This is a genomic window from Olleya sp. AS48 (assembly GCF_038900355.1).
Taxonomy (GTDB): Bacteria; Bacteroidota; Bacteroidia; order Flavobacteriales; family Flavobacteriaceae; genus Olleya.
The window spans coordinates 384,388-409,206 of record NZ_JBBMRD010000002.1; the positions used below are offsets into that span (position 1 = coordinate 384,388).

24 protein-coding genes are annotated in these 24,819 nt (G+C 32.1%); 10 read left to right on the forward strand and 14 right to left on the reverse strand.

The genetic code is table 11. The features are described from left to right. Positions 1-32 precede the first annotated feature (32 nt). The 3 genes from WNY60_RS04720 to WNY60_RS04730 all read left to right on the forward strand — a co-directional run bounded on the left by WNY60_RS04720 (position 33) and on the right by WNY60_RS04730 (position 1,823). Positions 33-515, forward strand: a complete 483-nt coding sequence (locus WNY60_RS04720; RefSeq protein WP_145005517.1) for an OsmC family protein — start codon at positions 33-35, stop codon at positions 513-515. Between the two features lie 65 nt (positions 516-580). Next, positions 581-937: an ArsC/Spx/MgsR family protein gene (locus WNY60_RS04725; RefSeq protein WP_292943136.1), complete on the forward strand. Its 357-nt coding sequence runs from the start codon at positions 581-583 to the stop codon at positions 935-937. Further along, positions 927-1,823 (forward strand): DMT family transporter, encoded by an 897-nt coding sequence (locus tag WNY60_RS04730; protein WP_342861656.1) that lies wholly within the window; start codon positions 927-929, stop codon positions 1,821-1,823. Before WNY60_RS04725 ends, WNY60_RS04730 begins: the two co-directional genes overlap by 11 nt. Here WNY60_RS04730 and WNY60_RS04735 read toward each other — a convergent pair. Continuing rightward, positions 1,804-2,283 (reverse strand): acyl-CoA thioesterase, encoded by a 480-nt coding sequence (locus WNY60_RS04735; RefSeq protein ID WP_145005508.1) that lies wholly within the window; start codon positions 2,281-2,283, stop codon positions 1,804-1,806. The genes WNY60_RS04730 and WNY60_RS04735 overlap by 20 nt on opposite strands. Before the next feature lie 117 nt (positions 2,284-2,400). On the opposite strand from WNY60_RS04735, the gene WNY60_RS04740 reads away from it, so the two are divergent. From WNY60_RS04740 to WNY60_RS04755, 4 genes are all read left to right on the forward strand, one after another. After that, positions 2,401-3,261, forward strand: coding sequence for a YicC/YloC family endoribonuclease (locus WNY60_RS04740; protein ID WP_342861657.1), 861 nt, complete (start codon positions 2,401-2,403; stop codon positions 3,259-3,261). A 78-nt stretch (positions 3,262-3,339) separates the two neighbouring features. Next, the gene (gmk, locus tag WNY60_RS04745; protein ID WP_028283982.1) at positions 3,340-3,927 is read left to right on the forward strand and encodes a guanylate kinase; all 588 of its coding nucleotides are present in this window, start codon (positions 3,340-3,342) and stop codon (positions 3,925-3,927) included. Positions 3,928-3,960: 33 nt separating this feature from the next. Continuing rightward, on the forward strand, positions 3,961-4,539 hold the full coding sequence (gene nadD, locus WNY60_RS04750) for a nicotinate (nicotinamide) nucleotide adenylyltransferase (protein WP_292943120.1): 579 nt from the start codon (positions 3,961-3,963) through the stop codon (positions 4,537-4,539). A 65-nt stretch (positions 4,540-4,604) separates the two neighbouring features. Then, positions 4,605-5,111 carry a hypothetical protein gene (locus tag WNY60_RS04755; protein ID WP_342861658.1) on the forward strand — a complete coding sequence of 169 codons (507 nt, stop codon included), beginning with the start codon at positions 4,605-4,607 and terminating at the stop codon, positions 5,109-5,111. Between the two features lie 469 nt (positions 5,112-5,580). Here the strand turns inward: WNY60_RS04755 and lysM are convergent, their stop codons facing one another. Further along, positions 5,581-6,075 carry a peptidoglycan-binding protein LysM gene (lysM, locus tag WNY60_RS04760; RefSeq protein WP_145005493.1) on the reverse strand — a complete coding sequence of 165 codons (495 nt, stop codon included), beginning with the start codon at positions 6,073-6,075 and terminating at the stop codon, positions 5,581-5,583. A 176-nt stretch (positions 6,076-6,251) separates the two neighbouring features. Continuing rightward, positions 6,252-7,202 (reverse strand): nicotinic acid mononucleotide adenyltransferase, encoded by a 951-nt coding sequence (locus WNY60_RS04765; RefSeq protein ID WP_342861659.1) that lies wholly within the window; start codon positions 7,200-7,202, stop codon positions 6,252-6,254. A gap of 131 nt (positions 7,203-7,333) precedes the next feature. On the opposite strand from WNY60_RS04765, the gene WNY60_RS04770 reads away from it, so the two are divergent. Beyond that, positions 7,334-8,335: an NAD(P)H-dependent glycerol-3-phosphate dehydrogenase gene (locus WNY60_RS04770; RefSeq protein ID WP_339808096.1), complete on the forward strand. Its 1,002-nt coding sequence runs from the start codon at positions 7,334-7,336 to the stop codon at positions 8,333-8,335. A 207-nt stretch (positions 8,336-8,542) separates the two neighbouring features. On the opposite strand, the gene WNY60_RS04775 is transcribed toward WNY60_RS04770, so the two are convergent. The 6 genes from WNY60_RS04775 to WNY60_RS04800 all read right to left on the reverse strand — a co-directional run bounded on the left by WNY60_RS04775 (position 8,543) and on the right by WNY60_RS04800 (position 14,458). Beyond that, a complete protein-coding gene (locus WNY60_RS04775) occupies positions 8,543-8,938 on the reverse strand; it encodes a hypothetical protein (protein WP_099568229.1) in 396 nt (131 codons plus the stop codon). Positions 8,939-9,003: 65 nt separating this feature from the next. Beyond that, positions 9,004-9,360 (reverse strand): DUF6686 family protein, encoded by a 357-nt coding sequence (locus WNY60_RS04780; protein ID WP_191101120.1) that lies wholly within the window; start codon positions 9,358-9,360, stop codon positions 9,004-9,006. 18 nt (positions 9,361-9,378) lie between these two features. Continuing rightward, on the reverse strand, positions 9,379-11,571 hold the full coding sequence (locus tag WNY60_RS04785; RefSeq protein ID WP_342861660.1) for a PepSY domain-containing protein: 2,193 nt from the start codon (positions 11,569-11,571) through the stop codon (positions 9,379-9,381). Positions 11,572-11,581: 10 nt separating this feature from the next. Continuing rightward, positions 11,582-12,067, reverse strand: coding sequence for a DUF2271 domain-containing protein (locus WNY60_RS04790; protein WP_342861661.1), 486 nt, complete (start codon positions 12,065-12,067; stop codon positions 11,582-11,584). Between the two features lie 6 nt (positions 12,068-12,073). Further along, the gene (locus WNY60_RS04795) at positions 12,074-13,537 is read right to left on the reverse strand and encodes an ankyrin repeat domain-containing protein (protein WP_342861662.1); all 1,464 of its coding nucleotides are present in this window, start codon (positions 13,535-13,537) and stop codon (positions 12,074-12,076) included. A gap of 12 nt (positions 13,538-13,549) precedes the next feature. Next, the gene (locus WNY60_RS04800) at positions 13,550-14,458 is read right to left on the reverse strand and encodes a DUF6607 family protein (RefSeq protein WP_145005468.1); all 909 of its coding nucleotides are present in this window, start codon (positions 14,456-14,458) and stop codon (positions 13,550-13,552) included. A 92-nt stretch (positions 14,459-14,550) separates the two neighbouring features. On the opposite strand from WNY60_RS04800, the gene WNY60_RS04805 reads away from it, so the two are divergent. Together WNY60_RS04805 and WNY60_RS04810 are read left to right on the forward strand one after the other, a co-directional pair. Further along, entirely contained in the window at positions 14,551-16,692 is a 2,142-nt protein-coding gene (locus WNY60_RS04805; RefSeq protein ID WP_342861663.1) for a TonB-dependent receptor, read from the forward strand. 11 nt (positions 16,693-16,703) lie between these two features. Next, positions 16,704-17,807, forward strand: coding sequence for an HmuY family protein (locus tag WNY60_RS04810; RefSeq protein WP_342861664.1), 1,104 nt, complete (start codon positions 16,704-16,706; stop codon positions 17,805-17,807). Between the two features lie 86 nt (positions 17,808-17,893). On the opposite strand, the gene WNY60_RS04815 is transcribed toward WNY60_RS04810, so the two are convergent. The 5 genes from WNY60_RS04815 to WNY60_RS04835 are packed head-to-tail and all read right to left on the reverse strand — an operon-like array spanning position 17,894 to position 24,743. Then, complete coding sequence (locus WNY60_RS04815) at positions 17,894-18,496, reverse strand: TetR/AcrR family transcriptional regulator (protein ID WP_342861665.1); 603 nt, start codon at positions 18,494-18,496, stop codon at positions 17,894-17,896. 18 nt (positions 18,497-18,514) lie between these two features. Further along, entirely contained in the window at positions 18,515-19,933 is a 1,419-nt protein-coding gene (locus WNY60_RS04820; protein WP_339808103.1) for an efflux transporter outer membrane subunit, read from the reverse strand. A gap of 4 nt (positions 19,934-19,937) precedes the next feature. Continuing rightward, positions 19,938-23,075: an efflux RND transporter permease subunit gene (locus tag WNY60_RS04825; RefSeq protein ID WP_342861666.1), complete on the reverse strand. Its 3,138-nt coding sequence runs from the start codon at positions 23,073-23,075 to the stop codon at positions 19,938-19,940. Between the two features lie 22 nt (positions 23,076-23,097). After that, on the reverse strand, positions 23,098-24,228 hold the full coding sequence (locus tag WNY60_RS04830) for an efflux RND transporter periplasmic adaptor subunit (RefSeq protein WP_342861667.1): 1,131 nt from the start codon (positions 24,226-24,228) through the stop codon (positions 23,098-23,100). Between the two features lie 11 nt (positions 24,229-24,239). Beyond that, positions 24,240-24,743 (reverse strand): transcriptional regulator, encoded by a 504-nt coding sequence (locus WNY60_RS04835; protein ID WP_339808106.1) that lies wholly within the window; start codon positions 24,741-24,743, stop codon positions 24,240-24,242. Positions 24,744-24,819 lie beyond the last annotated feature (76 nt).

A 24,819-nucleotide genomic window follows, 5' to 3' on the forward strand; every position in this document is an offset into this window, starting at 1 on the left:
CAATTTTTAACTTTAGTATTTAAACTTAAAACATGAAAACACACAACTATAACACAACCGTTACATGGACAGGAAATCTTGGTCAAGGGACAACTAATTACAAAAGCTATAATCGCAATCATACCATAGCAAACCCTAATAAATCGCAAACTATACTAGCAAGTGCTGACCCTACCTTTTTAGGCGATGACACACGTTATAATCCAGAAGAGTTACTACTATCATCCATCTCATCATGCCACATGCTATGGTACTTACACCTGTGTGCAACCAACAATATAATAGTTACAGATTACATAGACTATGCAGAAGGCATAATGCAAGAAAACAAAGATGGAAGTGGTCAATTTACCAGCGTTACACTACACCCAAAAGTCACAGTTGCAGACGCAAGCATGATTACTAAAGCCAACCAATTACATCATAAAGCCAATACCATGTGCTTTATAGCACGCTCATGTAATTTTCCAATTATACATAACGCTTTCGCGGAAGCTTCGCCTTGCAAGGACTAGTTTTAATAAAAAAATGAAGTAGTTTTTAACAAAAAAAACGACCTTAGCAAAAAATAAAATGTACCATGAAAAAAGTATACTACCTTAAAACCTGCAGTACTTGCTTACGTATTTTAAAAGAGCTTAATCTACCATCAGATTTTGAATTACAAGATATAAAAGCAAACCCTTTAACCGTAAAACAAGTTGAAGATTTAGCAGCATTATCAGGTAGTTACGAAGCCTTATTTAGCAAACGTGCTAAATTATACAAGGAAATGGGACTTAAAGATCAAAACCTAACCGAAAAAGATTACAAACACTACCTACTAGAACACTACACCTTTTTAAGTCGACCAGTTGTAGTTATTGATCAGTCTATATTTATTGGTAATTCTAAAAAAACCACAGCATCGACCAAATTAGCACTCAATGAAAACTAGGTATTGGGCTTTATTAGCAGCATTTATGGTCCAAGTACTTTACGGACTAAACTACACCTTTGCTAAAGACGTTATGGTTGGTGGCTTTATAAAACCATTTGGCTTTATTGTACTGCGTGTTGGTGGCGCAGCAATATTATTCTGGCTATTTAGTAGCTTAGGACCAAAAGAAAAAATAGAACGAAAAGATTTTTTAACCCTAATCTATGCAGCCTTTTTTGGAGTGGCAACAAATATGCTTTTATTTTTTAAAGGATTAGCATTAACCACACCAATACACGCTTCTGTAATAATGATAATAAGCCCTATTATCGTATTATTACTATCTTCATTTTACTTAGAAGAAAAAATTACAAAAATCAAAATATTAGGTGTTCTTTTTGGATTTGCAGGCGCAACAATACTTACCGTCTATGGTAAATCCGCAAGTCCAGGAGATAATGTCTTTTTAGGAAATATCATGATATTACTAAATGCTGTTTCTTATAGTATATACATTATAATAATTAAAAAACTAACCTATCGCTACCATCCATTTACATTTATAAGATGGTTATTTTTAATTGGCTTTTTTATGGTTTTACCTTTTGGGTTTAATGATATTCTAGCCATAAATACAACGACCTTTACACCATACATATGGTTTTCTGTATTGTTTGTAATAATAGGTGCAACCTTTGGCACTTACTTACTTAATCCCTTAGCATTAAGACACCTTAGAGCCTCTACTGTCACTGTGTTTATATACTTACAACCATTAATTGCTGGTATATATGCAGTAATAGCAGGTAGTGACGCAGTTACAATAGTTAAATTGACAGCGTCATCGTTAATATTCTTTGGCGTGTATTTGGTAACTAAAAAACCTAAAGCACTAAATCCTTAGGTAAGCGTCCATGCTTGCGCATGTCTTCTTTAGTCAATATGGCAAAGTCTGCTGTTCTAGGAAATTTATTAGCCATTTCTAATAAGTCTTCAGATAAGCCAGTAAGCTTTCTGGTATGTAAATCTATCCAAGCTCCCGAGATTTCGCAAAACGCTAAATTTTGTCCTTTACTATTGTAAAAATTATGGTCAAATTTAAAAAACATACCATCTTCACTTAATCCTGACACCTCTAAACTAACCGTAATTGGCTGTCCTAAAAACGCTTCTTTAAAATAATGAACATGCTCATGGAACACCACAGGACCAATACCAGCTTTACTTAAAGCCATTAAAGAAAACCCATGATCTTGTAAAAAAGCGGTTCTGGTATGCGACATAAAATTAATGTAAGCCGAGTTTGCTAAATGTCTATTAGCATCAATATCACTCCATCTAATTTCAAAATCTTTTTTATACATAATCGTTAACTTTTGTTATTTCAAAATTACAATAATATATTCTGCATGCATAATAAAATTTGGATTTCTTAGGCGTTAACATTTTACTTACCTTTGTAGCAATTAATTAGTGTTTATATGATATATTCAATGACAGGTTATGGTAAATCTGTATTACAATTACCAACAAAAAAAATAACTATCGAGTTAAAATCGCTTAATAGCAAAAACCTAGATTTAAACGCTAGAATGCCTTCAATTTACAGAGAGAAAGAGCTAGACTTACGTAAACTAATGGCTAAGCAATTAGAACGTGGTAAGGTTGACTTTTCTATATACGTCGAAACCACTGCAGATGACACCTCAACACAAATTAATGCTCCTGTTGTTAAGCAATATATAGAGCAATTAAAAGCAGTTTATAATGATGGTAATGAGATTGAGTTACTTAAAATGGCTGTGCGTTTTCCTGATGCTTTAAATACTGTTAGAGAAGAAATTGATAACACTGAGTGGAAACAAATTGAAGCTGAAATTAATGTCGCTTTAGATAGCTTAAAAGACTACAGACTTAACGAAGGTAAAGTGTTAGAGCAAGACTTTAACGACCGTATTAAAAACATTGCAGGTTTATTACAACAAGTTATTGCAATGGATCCAGATCGTGTTGAAGGTGTTAAAGAACGTCTACGTAAAGGGGTTGAAGAGCTTAAAGAAAAATATGACGAAAACCGTTTTGAACAAGAACTGGTGTACTACATTGAAAAATTTGATATTACTGAAGAAAAAGTACGTCTAGACAACCACTTAAATTACTTTATAGAAAGTATAAACAGTGTAGACTCTAACGGAAAAAAACTAGGTTTTATCGCTCAAGAAATTGGTAGAGAAATCAATACCATTGGATCTAAAAGTAATTACGCACCTATGCAGCAATTAGTTGTGCAAATGAAGGACGAATTAGAAAAAATTAAAGAACAATTACTTAATGTCCTTTAATTAATAAAGGCATTGTCGCACTAACCACGACTGCTGAACTTGCAATCGAAGTGTCAAACAATAAAAACTATTAGCACATTGACTAAACAAACAAAAAAACAAGGTAAATTAATCGTATTTTCAGCACCTTCGGGATCCGGAAAAACAACCATTGTTAGACATTTACTAAAGCAAGACCATTTAAATTTAGCCTTTTCAATATCTGCAACCTCTAGAGAAAAACGTGGTACGGAAGAGCATGCCAAGGATTACTATTTTTTATCTGCTAAAGATTTTAAACAACACATAAAGGACGACGATTTTTTAGAGTGGGAAGAGGTATACAGAGACAACTTTTATGGCACTTTAAAAACCGAAGTCGAGCGCATTTGGGCTTTAGGCAAAAATGTGATTTTTGATATAGATGTGTCTGGTGGCTTACGTATAAAACGTAAATTTCCGGAACAAACCATTGCTATTTTTGTAAAGCCACCAAGTATTGACGAGCTTAAAATACGTTTAAAAAAGCGTAAGACAGAAAGTGACGACAAAATTAATATGCGCATTAGTAAAGCCAGTGCAGAGCTAGCTACAGCACCTTTATTTGATGTTATTATAGAAAATGATAATCTTGAAAAAGCGCTAACCGAAGCAGAGCATTTAGTTAGTGATTTTATAAATAAATAATTACAACACGTTTATACTAGTGTTGACAACGCAATGAAAATAGGCTTATACTTTGGATCTTTTAATCCAATACATATTGGACATTTAATAATTGCTAACCAATTGGTGGAAAATAGCGACTTAGACCAAATCTGGTTTGTGGTAACACCACATAATCCATTTAAGAAAAAAAGCACGCTGTTAGATAACCATCATCGTTTAGAAATGGTGTATCTAGCGACCAAAGACTACGATACACTTAAAGAAAGTGATATCGAGTTTAACTTACCACAACCCAATTACACTGTTAATACATTAGCCTATTTAACAGAGAAATATCCTGAAAAAGAATTCTCGCTAATTATGGGAGAAGACAATTTAAAAAGCTTCCATAAATGGAAAAACTATCAGGTTATTTTAGACCATCACAACATTTATGTCTATCCTAGAATAAGTGATGGTAAAGTAGAAACCCAATTTGATAAACACCCAAAAATACACCATATTGAGGCTCCAATAATGGAGATATCGTCTACTTTAATACGAAACAGTATCAAAGCTGGTAAAAACATAAAACCGTTATTGCCAGAACATGTTTGGTCTTATTTAGATGAAATGAATTTTTATAGGTAGGATTAAACCTTCAGATTAGATTCTAAAATTTTTACTAAATTGGATGTAGTAACAATCAACAGTATATGTACAAAGAATTTTTCAAGAATTTAGCCGAAAAAGAAAATGGACAATTTTATTTTACAGATGAAAACATATCCATTGGTATGGGAGTCCGCAGTCCTAACGTGATTTATAAAATAACCTTTACCTATAAAGGGAATCTTTTTACCATAATAAATCAGACAGGAACCAATTATATTGCAACTATACGCTGTCAATTAAATGATACACTTCATCCAATACCTTTTACTGTAAATACCACATCTCATTTAAAAAATCTGTTTTTATACAAAAAAAGCAGACTAAATGTTACAACAGAACATTCAAATCTAAAGTACTTCCTAAGTAAAAACAATGCATTAAACATACTAAGTGAAATTGCTAATAAAGAAAAATTTGATCCAAATATAACTTGTCAATATGACAATGTTTGGAGCATTGAAACTAACTATCATCTAGAATTTGATAATTGGACTGACCCAATAGAACCAATTATAGAATTATATAAAAACCTAATTAATCATTTTTAAAAAAGAATGGTATATGAATTCAAATACTCTAAACTTAAAAAACATGAAAACATTAAAAAAGTTTATCCTTTATTGCTACTCTTTTTGGTTATGGATTTTCTTGGTTAGTTAATAATCATATATTAAGAGGTGACTACAAATTTAATTATATCCCTATTCTAGTTGTGTTATTTATAATAATGCCATTTTTTATATATTTTAAAACAGAAAAAAAATAAGATAAAGCTTGACACAACCTTGAAATACATTTTTACAATAGGCTTAATTTACGTGATTTACACTATCACAGTTAACATCAAACAAAACTTAAAATCAAACAACAAAGTTGTTTGGTTAAATATAGTTGGATTACTAATTATGCTAGCCTATTTTACTAGACATGTTATTAATATTATAAATGACGCTGAGTAAAAAAACAAAAAAAACGCCAACTATTAAGTTGGCGTTTTTTACATAAAATATAATGCGTTTAGTCCAAAGCAGGTATACGTAATACTTGTCCAACATAAATTTTATCTGGATCTGTAAGCATTGGTTTATTGGCTTCAAAAATTTCTGGATATTTCATAGCGTCACCATAGTAATGCTTCGCTATTTTACCTAAAGTATCTCCACTTACTACAGCATGAAACTGTGCTTCTGGCGCCTCAACTTCTGCTACAGCTACTGTCATTTGGTCGTCTACAGTTGCAATACCATCACTATTACCAACTAATAATACTACTTTTTCTTTGGTTGCCTGATCTGCTGCTACTCCAGTAATGGTTGCTGCATCATCATCTATAAAGATACTTAAACCTTCAACTTGTAAGTCTAAATCACTTGCTGTTTCTTCTAATTTTCTAGCAGCTAATGTTTCCATTTTAACCTCTGCTGCTTCGGCTGCTGCAGCTTCTTCTTTATCAGTTTTTCCTATTCCAAAAACTTTAGCTCCTGCATTTTTAATAAATGAAAATAATCCCATAATTATGATTGTTGTTTAGTGTTATTTAATATTTATAAAGTTAAAAAATTAGTTGTCTAACTGCAACTTATGTTAACAACTCTTATGCCAAGTCTTTGTTAAAGTATACAATAAAAAACCGCTTAAAGACTTGCTCTAAGCGGTTTTTAAACTAACTAAATGACTAATTCAATATATTATGCTCTAGAGTTTTCTCTAGGATTATCTTGTTTTTTGGTGTGTTGTACACGTTTTTTAAGACCAGAAGCTTTAGCTCTATTAAGTTCTGTACCAACCTTTAAATATTGGATATATCCTCTACCAGTAAACTCGTAAAAAGTTCCAGAACTTGGATGGAATAACTCTATACGTTGATCATTGATAATACTTAACTCAAACTGCTCATTATCAAAATAATCATAATCTAATACTAATGACTTTAAGTACATGTTTCCGCTAAAGTTTCCTACGTTATAAAATCCTGAGTAATCCCAATATAAATTGTTTGGATTAATTCCGTTTGGATCCTGACTACTTCTAAACGTGTTATCGTTTCCGCCTGATAAAAATTGCAAATAATTTTCGTTATCAAACTCATTTAAAGCACCATAGTTACTTGTGTATGTTTTTTCCCAAGCTTCATATTCTTGTAAAAAGTATTGTAAGTTGTCATAAAACACATAATCATAATCAAAAGTGCTACGTTGGTAACCATGTAAAAAGTACGATGTATCTGTAAATGGATTATACAACTCTATAGTATTATTATCTATTTGATACACATCAAAACTATCGTAACCATCAATATCATGGTCTACGTCTAATATCATGTTGTAAGCATTATAATTTCCAATTGGGATACCAAAACCGTTACCTTGACTACCAATACCAACTAAATTATTATTAGCGTACAGCGTACCGTTTCTAAAAGAAATGGTGAATGCTATCTGTAAAAAAGGAGACTCGCCATAACCTATAGTTTCATCCACTGCAACGTACCATAACTCGTGCGAATTTAGCACTTGGTTAAGACTAACTGGTACTGGCTCATTATAACCATTATAGTCGTCTACAATAACCTCGCTATAACAAGAGGTAAATAATATTGCTATTAAAGCAAAACCTGAAAGTAGTTTTATTGTCTTCATAATGTGTCGTTTTAAGGATTGATAATAGACTAATTTCAAAAGGCGTGCCAAAAATGATAATGGTTTGTTAAATAGATAAAATTAAAGAAGTAAAATTTTATGTATTTTTGATATAGAATTTAATCCCTTATATGAGTCAACAATTAAAATACGCTGTTTTTGGATCCGGAAGTTGGGCTACTGCAATTGTAAAAATGCTGTGCGAAAACCTGGAAGAAGTAGGATGGTACATGCGTAGCGTTTATACTAAAGAACATTTATTAAAAGAACAGCATAACCCAAGTTACTTAAGTTCTGTTGAGTTCCATTTAGAACAACTTAAACTAAGTAACAACATTAACGAAATGGCTGAATATGCAGATGTACTAATTTTTGTAGTACCATCCGCTTTTATACATTCCGAGTTACAAAAACTTACCGTAGACATTACCAACAAAACAGTAGTTTCTGCAGTAAAAGGTATTATACCAGAAACCGGAAAACTATTAGGCGAGCATTTTCATGATAACTACAACATACCCTTTGAAAACATAGGTGTCATTGCAGGACCTTGTCACGCAGAAGAAGTCGCTTTAGAGCGTTTATCTTACCTAACCATATCTTGTGCAGACCAGAAAAAAGCACAACAAATTGCAGATGTTTTATCCAGCGATTATATAAAAACTAAAACCAGCGACGATGTTATTGGTACAGAATACGCAGTAATGCTTAAAAACATTTACGCAATTGCAGCAGGAATCGCACACGGTTTAGGTTATGGAGACAACTTCCAAAGTGTATTAATGAGTAACGCGATACGCGAAATGAAACGCTTTATCAAGAAAATGCACAAAATGAAACGTAACATAAACAACTCGGCTTACTTAGGCGATTTATTAGTTACAGGCTACTCCACATTTTCTAGAAACCGCATGTTTGGAAACATGATTGGTAAAGGCTACACCGTAAAATCTGCACAAATGGAAATGAGTATGGTCGCAGAAGGTTACTATGCCACAAAAAGTGCCCATTTACTTAACGAGAAAAACAAAAAGAAAACACGCTTACCTATTGTAGATGCAGTATACGCTGTATTGTACGAAGGTAAGGACGCTAAAAAAGTGTTTCAAAAACTAACCGATAAATTAGATTAAAAAAAGTCCCTTTGCATTAAACAAAGGGACTTTTTAATTTCAACCATTTTTATTTTGGGCGTTACCCAAGGGTCGCGCTTTACGTTACAATCTTTTTAATCGTGCCTCATAAAAAGGATTTCCGCTACAATCGCTAACGCAAGTACCAGCCAAGTTAAAGACTAATCACAATTTGTTTTAAACCGTATTATGTCATCTTTTATAATTTTATTTAACCAAAACACCACGTGCTTCCATTAAAGGTATAGGTTGTAAAGCCTTTAAATTAATTGTATTTTTTCTAAAAGTATACGTTTTATCAAACATAGTATTACCTTCAAAAAAGGTAACCTTAAATTGGTTATTTAAAGCAAATAAATCTTCCTGCATCAACTCGATTTTAGCGTAGCTTTTTTTAGGTAGCTTGTCTAGTTTTTTTCTAAAAATAGAAGTCATTTTATCCTCCGAAAAACCACTAGTTACAATCAATACCATGTCTAAATCAACCGCTTTATCATTTATAATATAAGCGTTCCAGTCTTGTGTTTTATATATGTCATTATACTCGTTAACAATAGCAACATATACGTTTTCAACAACTGGTATTTGGATATCCTTTTTCATGACTTAAAAAACTCTAAAATAGTATTAAGCTGCAAATTTAAGATAATAATAAATTTTAAGCTATTCTAGTTAACAATATAAGTGTAATCTATATCGTCTACATTAAGTAAAGTATCAAAAACAGCCTTGTTTTTTTGGCTAACCAGTACTTTAAGCTCTTTAATTTCTTGCCTATCAAACATTAACACTAAATTGTCTTGTAAGGTTGGGATTGGTATTTTACGCTTAACATTAGCACAAGCATATTTATGTTCCCAATAATCTGCTTCAACAAATAAAATGTAGGCTTTAAATTGCTCAAATTGTTCTGGCGTAAATTCAAAATAAATATTATTAAACTCAAAATGAAACTGCTTGCATCCTTTACAGTAGTTTAATTCGCCTTGTGAGGTTTTTGAAATAGCTTCTATATTAGTGCACATAATTTAAGTTTTACAAGATTAATAACAGTCTGTTTTTATCACCTTATTATCTAAATAATAGCTAATAGGTTGTTGTAATTTAGTTGTGGATATATGGTTTAAAACCTCCAAAACATGGTTTTGCATTGCTACAGAGCCACATATCATAATAACGCCATCGTCTTTTAAAACTTGCGTAATTATCGCTTGGTTTTTAGCCACAATATCTTGTACATAAATTTTCTCTTTTTGTGCTTGAGAAAAAGCGACATTAAAACTGCTTAGCGTATTATGTTGTAATCCACTATCTATATATTTTTGATATAAACTCAAAGATTGCTTGGTACGTCCACCCCAAAATAAATGCTTTTCAGTTTGTGGATTAGTGTTTATCATTCCTAAAAAAGGACCAATTCCTGTTCCGTTTGCAATTAAGACTGCGCGTTTAGTTTTATTTGGAAGATTAAAAGTAGGGTTAGGTTTTATTACAGCATTAACCACGTCCTTTTTTTCTAAACTATTAAAGTAAGCAGAACACACACCAAACTCGTGTTTTTTGACACTTATAACAATTTGATTATCTATTTTACCAATAGAATAAAGCCTTTCTACACCATCTTGTTTGGGATACACAGCTAACAAATCACCAGATTTAAAACTGCTTTTTTTATTAGGCTCTAGCTGTAGTAAAAAAGTGTTATCTACATTTAATGTCGACTTATTTACCACATTAAAAACTTGCTGATTTTTTAATTTTAAAACTTGAGTATCAAGTATTAAATTAACTTTAAAGTTTACCACTGTAGTCCATTGTTGCAACCAATCTTTAAAAGCAGATTGTGATTGATTATGGATTTTATGTAGCTGTAAATTAGGTGTAAAATTGGGATGTATTTGTAAACTAGCATCCACCATTTGGGCATACTTACAATACGCTTTGTACTTTAAAGACCCAAAACCAACAACTGCATATTTTATGGTCTGCTCTTGTGGTACGCTTTTTAAAAGTGAAATAAAGTTTTTAGCGTTTATAGGAGCATCACCTTCGCCATAAGTGGAAGTAAACACAACAAGCTGCTTGGTGTTTTTATACGTAGAATAACTGTTTAAATCTGATATATAAACCGTTTTGCCACTAGCTATTACTCCCTTATAAAACGCTGTAGCTAAAGCATAAGATTGTCCTGTTTCTGAACCTACTAGAATAATAACCTCAGCTTTATCCTTAGTAAATTTATTTTTAGGCAATGCTTTGTTTTTTCTTCTTTCAATGGTCATTTTAAATCCAGAATAGATAAAAAATAAAATATTAAGACAGGCAATCAATAATATTATAGACCACACTGTACTTCCCTTACCTGTATGCCATGTGAGACTTAGGTTAGATAAAAATGTGACCATAGTATAGTCCACCTGACTTAAAACTTGCCCAGAATATTGATGGACCAAGACTTCTTTATCTTTTAATTTTAAGGTGTAGTAGTCTTCTTCATCTTCGGAAAAAGGGAACTCTAAATTGACAACTTCAGTTAATCGTGTTGTATTAAAAATATTTGTATAAGGCTGCTTTTCAGCGAAAGCTGTAGTTTGAAAATCAATAGTATGTTTTTGCTTTTTTTCTGGAATTAAATCAAATTTAAGCAGTGACAAATACACACCAGTTAACGTGATAATTATAATAGGAATTAAGGATAATCGTCCTAAAACCACATGCCAATATTGGGAAAAATTCTCGTTAACCACTTTTGCGAAAAAGCGCTTAATTCCGCTTTGACGTTTAATAATTAAAATAGAACCTGTAATTGCTATCAAGAATAGTAAAAACGAGCCTAAACCCACAAAAAAGCGTCCTATTCCTTTTAAAAATAACGAACGATGTAAATTTGTAGTAAATTTAAAAAAGGCTGAAATCTCTGGCTTTTCACCTAAAAAAGCAGCGGTTTTTGGATTAAAATAACCATTTAACGAAGTCCCATCTGCGGTAATTACAGAAGCAGACACAAACTGATTTGCATCTACTTCTATATTAATAATTTCGGGATATTTATCCTTAAACGTTGTTATCGTTTGGTCTACATCCAACTGATTAACACTTTCTATTTTAAAGGGTTGCATCTGCTCTGATATTGGCTGAAAAGCAAGTATAATACCAGTTATTGTTGCTAGAAATACAAATACAAATGAGGTTATAGCTAGTGTCAGGTGACTATATCTCCAAATAGAAAGGGTCATAAATATGGGTTTAATTTGGCATTAAACGTACGTAACGTATAAATCCTGAGCCTTCTGTTTTACTTTTTACACTCTCTGAGGTTAGCAAAAATTGGACATCTTTTGTGTAATATTCTTGATCCTCTACTGCTGACTCAAAACGTATACTGTAACCAGCATCTATTTTAGAATCTTCGATTTGAATAACGCTTATAGCACGTTCTCCTCCAGAAATTGTAGCTCCTGTTATTGCATCAATATCTGCTCTAACTTTTCCTTGAAATTTCCACCATTGTGTGATGTCATTATACCACTCCTCATCATCTCCTTGAACATATAATGTTTTTTCATAGTGTCCATCTGGATTAATTAAAGAGATGACTACATAAGCACCTTCGCCAACATAATTGGTCATTTGCACCATGCATTTGTACTTAGTAGATGTGTTTATTGTTGTAAAAGAAAACAAGGCTATGCTAAGTATAGCTATGCTAAAAATTAGTTTTATGTTTTTCATGATATCTTATTTTAAAAAGTCTATTGCTACTTTTTTGTTCTTTAAAATTTCGTTTTCTGATGCTAAATCAAATGCAGTTTCGTCAAAACCTGTGGTTGCTTTTTTATTTGCTCCAATAGCTATTAAATATTTTAAAATAATAGTATCCTTAGCCTTCATTGCTGCTAAGTGTAAAGGTGTGTACCCTTCATTATTTGCTGTATTTACAGCGATACCAAATTGATTAATTTGTTTTAAAAATTCGACATTATTTTTATCTAAAGCTAAATGGAATAATGTGTTACCATTTTTTTGAGGCGTTGTAAACTCAAACCCTTTACTTTCTAAAAGCTGTAATTTAGTGGTGAAATCTTTTTCTTTTCTTGGGTTAAAAGATTGGATTAAATAATGGGCTAAATTATTTCCGTAAGTATCAACAAGATCTGTTTTTGCATCATTAGACAGGACTAATTTAACCACGTCTGCAGTGTTGTTTTGGATGGCTAACATTAAAGCTGTTTCTCCTTTTTTATTAGCGTAATCAATATCCTTAACCTGTTTTAAAAGCATCGATATTACTTCGATATTATTTTGACTAACTGCATTTAAAAAAGGTGTGTTTCCGCTTTTATCGATAGCGTTTACATCATTTCCTTTTTCAATAAAATAATTTAAAACCTCTAAATCATTACTTCTTGCTGCTACATTATGTAAAGGTGATACATCATCTGGAGAATTAGTATTTGGGTTTAAACCAATACTTTCTAAATAACTATAAACAGGTAACCCGTTGGTTTTACCTCTAGTCCCTTGACTGGCAAAAATAAAGGCTTGATCTGTACCTTTTAATCCTTTTTCCATTAACCCTTTTAGCAATTCTACATCACCTGTTTTAGCAACATAATTAAAAATTCCGTTACCATTACTATCTACGCTTTTTAGACTTAAGCCTTTAGACACAAAGTAGTTAGTTAATGTAATATTGGTTGGAGCTGCTAATAGTAAAGCATTAGCTCCATTATGGTCTAAATCTTTTTTTAAGTTTGCGCCATTTGCCAAACAAAGCTCATATACTTTGATGTTTGTTTGACCTGCATTAGCAGCAAAATTTAAAGGCGTAAAACCATGGTCGTCCAAAATATCTGTTTTAGCACCTTTGCTAATAAAGTATTCCATTATAGTATCATTGCCTATATAAGCAGCCCAAAAGATATACGTGCGACCATCGTGCGTTAATTTATTAACATCGTTACCATCTAATGATTGTATGTATTTAATAACATCGATTGGTGCAGATTGCAGGATGGCATAGACAACTGGGTCAAAATTATTTTCGTTTAATTCGGCTGGATTATTACCCTCTGCTATTTTAGATTTAACGTCTTGGATGGTTACTGATGGTCCCCAAAAACCTCTACCTAAAAAAACATTGTCTTGCGCATTAACTGCGATACTAATTAATAGTAGGCAAACTGTAATTACTTTTTTCATTTATACTTTATTTTACTTTATTATAAAACTTTCGATTATTGGATTTATTTGTTCTGATTTAGAGTAGTTTTCGTCATCAAACAAATATTTATATAATACTTTATTATCTACCTTAGCTTGTAAAGCTAGATCTTGATGTCTTGCAAAAACAGATTCCCATTTTGTACGGACTTTAGACCATTTTATTTGATTAGTTTTCCACCAATCTTGAGCAGCTTGACATTTACTATCCTCAACTTTTACGTACGTATTATAACCTTTTTCTTTAGCTAATATCACGTCCTCTTTTCCGTCTTCTCTTAGCACTTTTTCATTGTCTTGGTCGTGTACCCAACCAGTATCTGTTGTTTGATGTCTATTCCCTCTTAAAGTAATATTATAATCACTTCTTTTAGTGTACTCTCTTCTTGGCAAAGGTGCTGTTGTAATGTTTTCCCAAAAACTTTTACCATCTACATGAACCCAAGTTGCAGAGCCTTCATAACGTGGACTATCATCTACCTGATATACTTTTTGTGTCCATTGATTTTTAACTTCTTTTTTAGGCTTAGACACATAGGTCCACTTATTGTCACCATTGTACATATAAAAATCTGTGTTTTCAAATAACCAATCTTGTCTCCAATGCTTTACAATATATGGAGACTCTGGACTACCAACTTGTAACAAATGCTGAATCACAATTTTATTGTCGCTATCCTCTACTAATTGTGCCCACTCTAAACCTTTATCAACTTTAGTTTCTGATGGCTTGTATAATGAATCTTGACTATAGTTAAAAGTCTCTGCAAAATTAAAGGTGACTTCATAACAACCACACATATTTTTAATAGCATCTTGGTCTTGCTTTTTTTTGTTTTGTGCATTAATTGTGGCTGTAAAGGTCAAAAATAATAGTGATAAAGTTGTTAAAGTTTTCATATTTAATGGGTTGTTTATTTATTTGAAAAAATGTTGTTCTTATTTAGACTGAATTAAAATAACGTTTATATTTGCAGCAAATTTAATCAAGAATGATTCTAAATAAAAAATATTTAACGGTTTATTTTACTTTTTTTTTAATCGGAATTACAACTGCTCAAGACAAAGAAATTACAGCTAATGACTCCACACTAGTCCAAAAGCTTGAAGAAGTAGTTATTACAGGTCAATATAATCCACAATCCATTAAAAAATCCGTACATAATGTTATTATAATAGACCGAAAAAAAATAGACCAACAAGCTGCTAATAATTTAGCAGACCTACTAAATTTTAATCTTAATCTAAACATTATTCCAAGTGCCCAAACTGGACGATCAACCATATCATTTTTTGGATTAGATGCGCAATACTTTAATATTCTTGTTGATAATATACCTTTAGTAAGTGATAATGGCGTTGGTAATAATATTGATTTAACTCAAATAAATTTAGACGATATCGAGCGCATAGAGATCGTTGAAGGTGCAATGGGAGTCGAATATGGTGCCAATGCAGTCTCTGGTGTTATTAATATAATTACTAAAAAAACGGTTAACCATGACTGGGAAATCCAAAGCTTTATACAAGAAGAAACCGTTAGTAATGAATATGCCTTATTTGATGAAGGCAGACATATACAAGGCATAAATATTGGCCATAATTTTAACGAAAAATGGTCTTCAAAAATTGGGTTTAACCGAAACCAGTTTGCAGGATTCTACAACAATAGACACGGACAAAACTACTATAACAATGATGGGTTAAGAGGGTATGACTGGTTACCAAAAACCCAATTAAATACCAAAGCAAGCTTAAATTATAATTCAGATAAATTTAGATTGTTTTACAAATTCGAGTTTTTTAATGAAGATTTAAATTTCTATGATGCTGCTGTTAGAGCCAATATAAATGTGCAAACACAAACCAGTAATCCATCTGCAACAGATAAAATATTTACTACAAATCGTTTTGTAAATAACTTAAACATTAGTGGCTCACTAACGTCTGGCGCTAATTATAATGCGTCCTTATCTTATCAAACACAAAAGCGTGATTTAAATCAGTTTAACTATTTTATTATCACAAAGGACAAAACAAATCAAACTGATCAAACCTATCAATCCAGTAATGTACTTTTCTCCAAAGGAACTATTAACAACCTATCCAAAAAAGACTTTTACAATTATCAATTAGGTTATGAAGCTAAATTTATAAAAGGGTTTGACACACAAGCTTCAGGAGAAATCACGCAACAAGATCAAACGCAAAAACAGAATAACTATGCGGTATTCTCCTCTTCAGAATTTAAATTATCTAGTAAATTATCCTTACGTCCAGGATTGCGATATGAATACAATTCTAAATTTAAATCTCAAATATTAGGATCGTTTAGCACTAGGTATTTATTAAATAAAGGTTACGAACTAAGAGCAAGCATTGGATCATCTTACCGAACTCCAAATTTTGAAGAGTTGTACTACTATTTTGTAGACTCTAACCACGATGTTAGAGGTAACGAAAATCTAAGTCCAGAAGAAGGGTTTTCAGCTTTTTTAAATCTTAAAAAACGAAGTTGGTTTAAAACCACATCCTTAACTAACAATTTAAAATTAAGCTACATAGCACTTAAAGACAAGATTGAACTAGCCTTAGTGAATCCTTCTCCACTTCAATACCAATACATCAATATTGATGCCTATAAACTATTTGGAATAACCACAGAAAATACTATTAAACATGAGCATTGGACTTTTAATTTAGGTGCAACTTTACAAGGCGTGTCTAGAGTAATGAATGATGAAGTTAATGCAGAAAATGACTTTTTATACGCATTGCAACTTAATACAAGTGCTAGTTATTTAATTAAAAAATGGGACACTGCTTTAACCGTCCTTTTAAAATATAACGGAAAACAACAAAACTACATTGCAGAAGGTACAGATGATAGTGGAAACAACACCTTTAAAAAATATAATACTGATGCTTATAGTTGGATGGATGCCTCAGTAAAAAAATCTTTTTTTAATAACAAACTACAAGCTACAATTGGTGGCAGAAACCTATTGGATGTCACTAGCGTTGCTATTATTGGCGCAAATACAACAGGAACACACAGTACAAATAATAGTAGCCTATTACTAGGTTACGGAAGATCATATTACCTAAAACTATTATATAATTTAAATTTTTAAAAACAAATACAATGAAAAACAAACTATTTACTCTAGCACTTTGCATGACTGCATTAGTATTTACTAACTGTAGTAGCGACGACGATAATACACCAACACAACCGATAACAGTTGTTATTGATGGAGCAGCGGTAGCGCCAACAGTTGGTGGTCCAAATCAGCAAAACCAAGTATATGTAGACTTAAGTACAAATACAACCACAAGCGTACAACGTGACTCTTGGGATTTAGGATTTTATTCAGGAACAGAATTTAGAGTGGTCATAAATGGATCTATAGCAATGGCTGCAGCACAATTAACCACTACAGATATTGATGCGGTAAACTCTACAAATCAAGAAGTACTAGACTTACAACCTTTGGTTAAAACCAATACTTATAACCAAGCTAGCATGCAATATGTTGATGCGCCAAATGGTGCATTAAATGGTACTGCATTTTCGGCTATTACAGCAACAGATGCAGATAATCCAGTACACCTAGTAAACTTAGGTTATACTGTAGGTACAGAAACTCCTACCACAGGAAGTATTGACACTACGGATGACGAGAGAGGTTGGAAAAAAGTTAGAGTATTGCAAGATGGTACAAACTATATCTTACAATATGCAGATTTAGATGATACGACTCACCAAGAAGTAACCATCTCTAAAAACACCTCTTATAACTATACGTTTTTTAGCTTTGATGCTACTAGTGAAATAGTAATAGAACCAGCAAAAGAAGCATGGGATTTAAACTTTACTACGTTTACAGACGAAGTATTTATAGGCACAGATAGTTATGGTCCATACTTTTATTCTGACTTTGTAGTTACAAACACTAAACAAAGTACTAATGCGTATGTAATAGATACGGAAATACAATCTGAGTTATCCTATGATAATTTTACGCTTGCAGATGTAGACAACACACAATTTTCTGACGATCAAAGAAGTATTGGAAGTAGTTGGAGAAACAGTGGTGGACCAAGTTCATCTCCATCACTAAAAGACAATGTGTTTTATATTATTAGAGACACAGATGGAAACTTATATAAACTTAAGTTTTTAGCACTTTTTAATGAAGCTGGAGAACGTGGTTATCCTGAGTTTGTTTATAGCTTACTACAATAATTTCTTTAAAATTTAATGAATCCCTGACAAAATGCCTTAACAGATTATCGTTAAGGCTTTTTAATTTTTATAAGGCTTTTTTATGCTTAAAATTCAAGTTCTAAATATCTATTAGTGTAACTATAATTTACAATCCCTTTTAAATTATACAACACCAAATGCCTAAACAACACGTCTTTTGTATAAATTTCAAATAAATTATTTTCTTTAAAAACAAGATTATCAATTCTAAAAAAATAGATTTTCACTATTAATTCAATATTAATTTCGGGTCTTATATCGCCTTTTAATTGTGCTTCAATAAATAAATCTTGTATGGTTTTATGTGCTAATTCTTCAGAGAAATTATCAAATAACAAACTTGCTTTAGGGTAGTATTTTTGTAACCCAAAAATAAAAGAGGGTTTAAAGTATTTTAAATACTCAAACCCTCTACGGTAAATTAAAATAACACACAAAACAGGATCTTTACCATTGCTATTAACAATCCCATTTATATCGTTTTTATACTCGTTTAATAAACTTTCTAGACTTGATGTTACTAAGTCTTCTTTGTTTTTAAAAAAAGAATAAATTGTTTTTTTAGATATACCAAGCTCAGTTGCCAAATCGTCTAAAGTAACGTGCTTACTACCAAATCTAGTAAACTTAGTAATAGCACATTGTAGCAATTGAGCTTTGGTTATCATTTCATTTAGATTAAAATATTATCTCCATCCACCACCAAGTGCTTCGTATAAATCTACGATAGACACTAATTGTTGTAATTGGCTGTTAATAATATTAAGTTCCGCATTTAAAGCGCTTTCTCTAGCTGTTAATAAGTCTAAGTAGTTAGCATAACCATTTTTAAGTAACTCGTTAGAATTAGCTTCGGCTGTACGTAAAGCTTCCACTTCATTTTTTCTAAACTCAAACTTTTTAGTTTCAGCTTTATAAGTATATAACGCATTAGACACTTCACTACCTGCCACTAACAACGTTTGCTTAAATCTAAGTAATGCTTGTTCTTGTTGTGCAAAAGCAACTTCTCTTTGAGTTTTTAACTTTCGTTGATTAAAAATAGGTTGCGTAATTCCGCCTATAATATTTGCAAAAATCGAATTGGCATTAATTAAATTATCTACATCTAAGCTTTCTAAACCACCAGAAGCGGTTAATGTTAAAGAAGGATATAAGTTACTTTTGGCAACATTACTTAACTCAAAAGAATTTATTAAGCCATACTCTGCAGCCATAACATCAGGTCTGTTACTTAATAATGTTGCAGGAACACCTAATACTATATCTTGATCTATATTTTGAATGTCTAAACTACTTCTTTCAAAAGTTTGAGGTGATTTTCCTAATAAAATACTTAGCGTATTTTCAGTTTTAAAAATAGCAACTTCAATATCTACCTGTAACGCTTTGGCACTGTTATATTGTGCTATATTTTGGTCTACCGCAACTTGTGTTACTTGTCCAGCGTCCTTTAAAGCTTTAATGGTTGTTACACCACTTTCTCTAGTTAAAATAGTTTGTTTAGTCACTTCTAGTTGCGCATCTAATGCCAATAAATTATAGTACGTATTAGCAATACTAGAAATTAATTGCGTTTTTACTGCTTGATGTCCTGCGACACTTTGTAAGTAAGCAGCTTGTGTTGCACGTTTATTACTTCTAATTTTCCCCCAAATATCTGCTTCCCAAGATAAGTTAGCTGTAATATCATAAGTATCTATTCCTCCACTAAATAAAGCTCCAAATTGACTGTTTTCTGACAACTCTTGATGCGTTGCATTTGCGCCAACACTTACTGATGGTAAATAACCAGCTTTACCTTGTTTTGCATAAGCTTCAGCAGCTAAAATTTGCTGCAAAGCAATACGCACATCCATATTATTTTGAAGACCTTCTTCTATATATTTTTGAAGGTATTGGTCTGTAAATAAATTTTTCCAAGATACATCTGCTATAGATACGCTATCTGTTGGTAAATTATCAGTTCTGTAAAGTGCTTGCGTTTCAGCATCTAAGTCTGGTCTCACATAATCTTGAGCTACAAAACAACTTTGTAGTGTTAATGCAACAACTAGTATTAATGCGCCTTTACTAACATTTCTATGTTTTAATATTGATTTCATTGTTTTAGTCTTCAATAGTTTGTACTGCTGGTTTACCCGAAACTTTTTCTTGTAACCATTGGAATAATATAAATAAGATTGGAATAACAAATACTCCTAGAATAGTACCAATTAACATTCCTCCTGCTGCTCCAGATCCAATCGAGTTGTTTCCTTCAGATCCAACACCTGTTGCTAATGCTAATGGCATCAATCCTAAAATAAAAGCAAACGAAGTCATTAAAATTGGACGTAAACGTGATTTGGCTCCATGGATTGCTGCATCTACAATACTCTCGCCATTTTTTCGTCTGGCCAAAGCAAACTCGACAATAAGTATGGCATTTTTGGCCAATAGACCAATAAGCATGATTAAAGCAATTTGGAAATATATGTTATTTTCTAATCCTAAAAACTTAGTTGTAATATAAGCTCCAAAAACACCAAATGGTAATGAGAATATGACCGCAAATGGTAATAAGTAACTTTCATATTGTGCACTTAATAAAAAGTATACAAATAAGATACTTAGTATAAATATAAACGTTGTTTGGTTTCCTGCGTTTACCTCTTCACGTGTTAAACCTGAGTAAGCAACTGTATAATTACTAGGTAATTTTGCAACTTCTTCTTCAATAACTCTAATAGCATCACCTGTACTAAACCCTTCGTTTGTAGCACCAGAAATCATGGTAGAATTAAATAAGTTGAAACGCGTTACCGATTGTGGTCCATACACACGCTCTAAGGTTACAAACTGTGTAATTGGCGTCATCTCGCCAGAATCTGTACGTACATACATGCTATTTAAAGCGTTTTCATCTGCTCTGTCTTCTGGTAAAGCCTGAATGTATACTCTAAATTGTTTTCCGAATCTTGAGAAATCTGAAGCATAAATTCCACCAATATACCCTTGTAAAGTTGAAAAGATACTACTTACAGACACACCCTTTTCTTTAGCTAATGGTACATTAACTTCCATTTCATATTGTGGATAACTTGTACTAAAAGATGATGTTGCATATTTGATTTCTGGATGACTCATTAAAGCCATAGAAAAATCTTTATTGGCTTTATCTAAATCTGTAAACTCACCACCAAACTTATCTAATAAGTTAATTTCAAAACCAGCTGAGTTACCAAAACCACGTATACTTGGAGGAGAGAAAAATATGATATTGGCATCAGGTATTCCTGCTGCTACACCAAATAATTTTCCTGTTATCGCTTCCGCGGAAAGTGATGCATCTTCACGTTCATCCCAGTTTTTAAGTTTTATAATACCAAAACCAAAGTTACTACCTGCACCACTTATTAAACTTCTACCTTTAATAAAGTTTACAGCTTCAATACCATCAATGTTTTCAATTTGAGCGTAAAGTTTTCTTGCTACAGCATCTGTTCTATCTAAAGATGCTCCTGGTGGTAATTCTATATTAGCAAAAACAATTCCTCTATCTTCATTTGGTACAAAACCTGTTGGAGTTGTAGTTGAAGCCCAATAAATACCGACTACTGCAATGATTAATAGTAATACTGAAATAAATTTCTTTTTGTATAAAAACTGCAGCGATTTTCCATACTTATCAATGGTTGCATTAAATCCACGATTAAATAATGTATAAAAACGCTTTAATGGACCTTTTCCTTTTAACTCTTCGTCCTCTTTATGTTCTTTTAATAATAAAGCACATAATGCTGGACTTAAGGTTAAGGCATTTACTGCCGAAATTAAAATGGCAATAATTAAAGTTACACCAAATTGCTCATAAAACACTCCTGTTGGTCCAGTTACAAAGGTTACAGGAATAAATACTGCAGCCATAACTAATGTAATAGAAATAATGGCACCAGAAATTTCACTCATAGCAGTAATGGTTGCTTTTTTCGGGTTGTGCTCGCCTTCATCCATTTTAGCATGGACAGCTTCTACAACAACTATGGCATCATCTACTACAATACCAATAGCAAGTACTAAGGCAAATAGCGTTAATAAGTTAATAGAATACCCAAATACATTCAAGAAAAAGAAGGTACCAATAATAGATACTGGTACTGCAATTGCAGGAATTAATGTAGAACGGAAATCTTGTAAGAATATAAATACCACCAAGAATACCAGTAAAAAGGCTTCTAACAAAGTAGTAATTACTTTATCTATAGAGGCATTTAAAAATAAACTAGTATCGTAAGGAACAAATACATCTAAACCTTCTGGAAGGTCTGCTTTTACTTGCTCTAAGGTTACTTTTATGTTTTCAATAATTTCTTGTGCATTAGATCCTTTAGTTTGGAAAATCCCCATAAAAACAGCAGGATTACCTTTACTCATGGCGTTTGATGCGTAAGATTGTGCATCCAACTCTATAGTTGCCACATCTTTTAAACGTAAAAACTCTCCGTTTCCTAAGGCTTTAATAACAATATCACTGTATTGTGCTTCGTCTTTAAAACGACCACTATAAGTTAAAGTGTATGAAAATGATTCACCATTATTTTCTCCTAACGATCCAGCTGCTGCTTCTAAGTTTTGTTCAGCTAAAGCTGCAGAAATATCTGAAGGTATTAAATTATAAGACGCTAATTTTTCTGGGTTTAACCAAATACGCATCGCGTAATCTTGTTGCGAGAATACACTAACATCTCCAACACCGCTAATACGTTGCATTGCTGGAATAACGTTTATTTTTAAGTAATTCTGAATAAAAGTAGCATCGTAATCCTCACTCTCAGAATACATTGAGATAAACATTAATGCACTTGTTTCTTGCTTTTGAGTGGTAATACCTGTTTGTATTACCTCTTGTGGTAATAAAGGTGTTGCTCTAGACACACGGTTTTGTACGTTTACAGCTGCAATATCTGCATCAATTTCTTGATCAAAATACACGGTAATTTCGGCTGCACCTGTGTTAGAAGCTGTAGATGTAATGTATGTCATCCCTTCTACACCATTAATTTGCTCTTCGATAGGTATTATAACACTCTCTAAAACGGTTTCGGCATTTGCTCCTGTATAATTTGCAACTACTTTAATGGTTGGAGGTGCAATATCTGGATATTCCTCTATAGGTAAGCTAGTTATACTAATAACTCCTAGTAAAACTATGATAATAGAGATTACTGTTGAAAGCACTGGTCTTTCAATGAATGTTTTTAACATGATAAATATGTTTGTTGGTTATCTAATTTCTAAATAAAGTTGGAACTGGTTTAATTGCTTCGTCAAAAGACGTGTCCTGAGGTGCAATTGCCATACCGTTTCTTAACTTTCCTACTCCTGAAATAATAATCTTATCGTTAGCCTCTAAACCAGAATCTACTACATATAAATTATCTACTGTCCCTTTAACTTTTAAAATAGAAGTTTCTACTTTATTGTCTGCTCCTAATTTAAAAATCATAATATTACCTTGCTGCTCAAAAGTTGCAGTTTGTGGCACAACGATAGCGTCTTTATACTCTATTGGAAATTTAATTTTTCCACTGTTTCCGTTAGTTAAAATTTCGTTTGGATTATCAAAAGCAGCTCTAATTTGTATTGTACCTGTACTTTGGTTAATCTGTCCTGTACTGGTTTGAATACGTCCTTTTTCAGAATATTCTTTTCCGTTAGCTAAAACTAAAGTTAAGTCTGGCGAATTCTTGATGCGCTCTGCTTTATTTTGACCTTCTGAGCGTTGTAAATGATCTATATATTGCGCTTCGTTAAAACTAAAAAAAGCATAAACTTCGTCTATTTGACTAACAGTTGTTAATGGTGTTGCATCACTAGGACTAATTAATGCACCTTCTCTAAAGTTAATGGCGCCTACAAAACCATCTATTGGACTTTTAATTGTGGCATAACCAATATTGGCAGACACACCACTATAATTAGCTTTTGCTTGTGCTAAATTAGCTTTTGCAGTTTCTAATTGTACTGGACTAATAATGTTTTTTTCTACTAAAGGAATTAGTTTATCAACCTCAACTTGTGCCACATTAACACGTGCTTTTGCTGCACCTGCATCTTGACTTAACGATTGTGTTTCTAGTTTAAATAAGACTTGTCCTTTACGTACTTTTTGTCCTTCGTCTACATATACTTTCTCAACATAGCCAGAGGTTTTTGCTCTTACATCACTATTAACTTTACCTTCTATTGTTGTAGGATATTCTGTAAATCCTGTTACCGTTTTAGTCTGTAATTGTGTTACTGGAAAAGGTGAAGGTGGAGCCTCAGCTACTGGTTGATTTTGGTCTTTGTTACCACAACTTACAATGACTAAGAAGACGCCTAGTGATAGTATTGTTAATAATCTATTATGTTTCATTTTTACTTAGTTTAAATATGGAATTGATTGTCTGTTATTTTTTCTCTTAAATCTTTAATTGAAGCACTAGCTTCGTCTATAAATTTGATGTAATCATCATGAAATTGTAAATCAAATTTCTCATCATCATTTTCTATTTTAGTTTTATTAATAGTCTCTTTATAATCTTTGATTTCTAAATGAATTATGCGTTCTTCTCTCCAGTGTTTTACCATATTATCTATGTGTTGAATAATAGTATCTTTTTTAATTATAAAATACTTTTTACGATCACCTGTTTTGGTAAAATATTGAATTTTGTTTAGATCTTGTAAATGATTTAGATGGGTTGATATTGTACTTTTACTAGCACACAGTACGGTAACCATATCTTCAAACGTGGTGCCTTTTTTACCAGTAAGAATTATATAAGCCAATATACGAGCAGCAACAGGAGCTAATTGCTCTCTGGTTTCTAAATGCACACCTAATTTTTCAACTAGCCCCATTTTTTCTTTGCAGATATCTTGTTTCATTATTTAACTACTTTTAATTTTATAGAAATTAATACCTATTGCTATTAAAATCTGTGCAAATTTACATTCTAGTTCG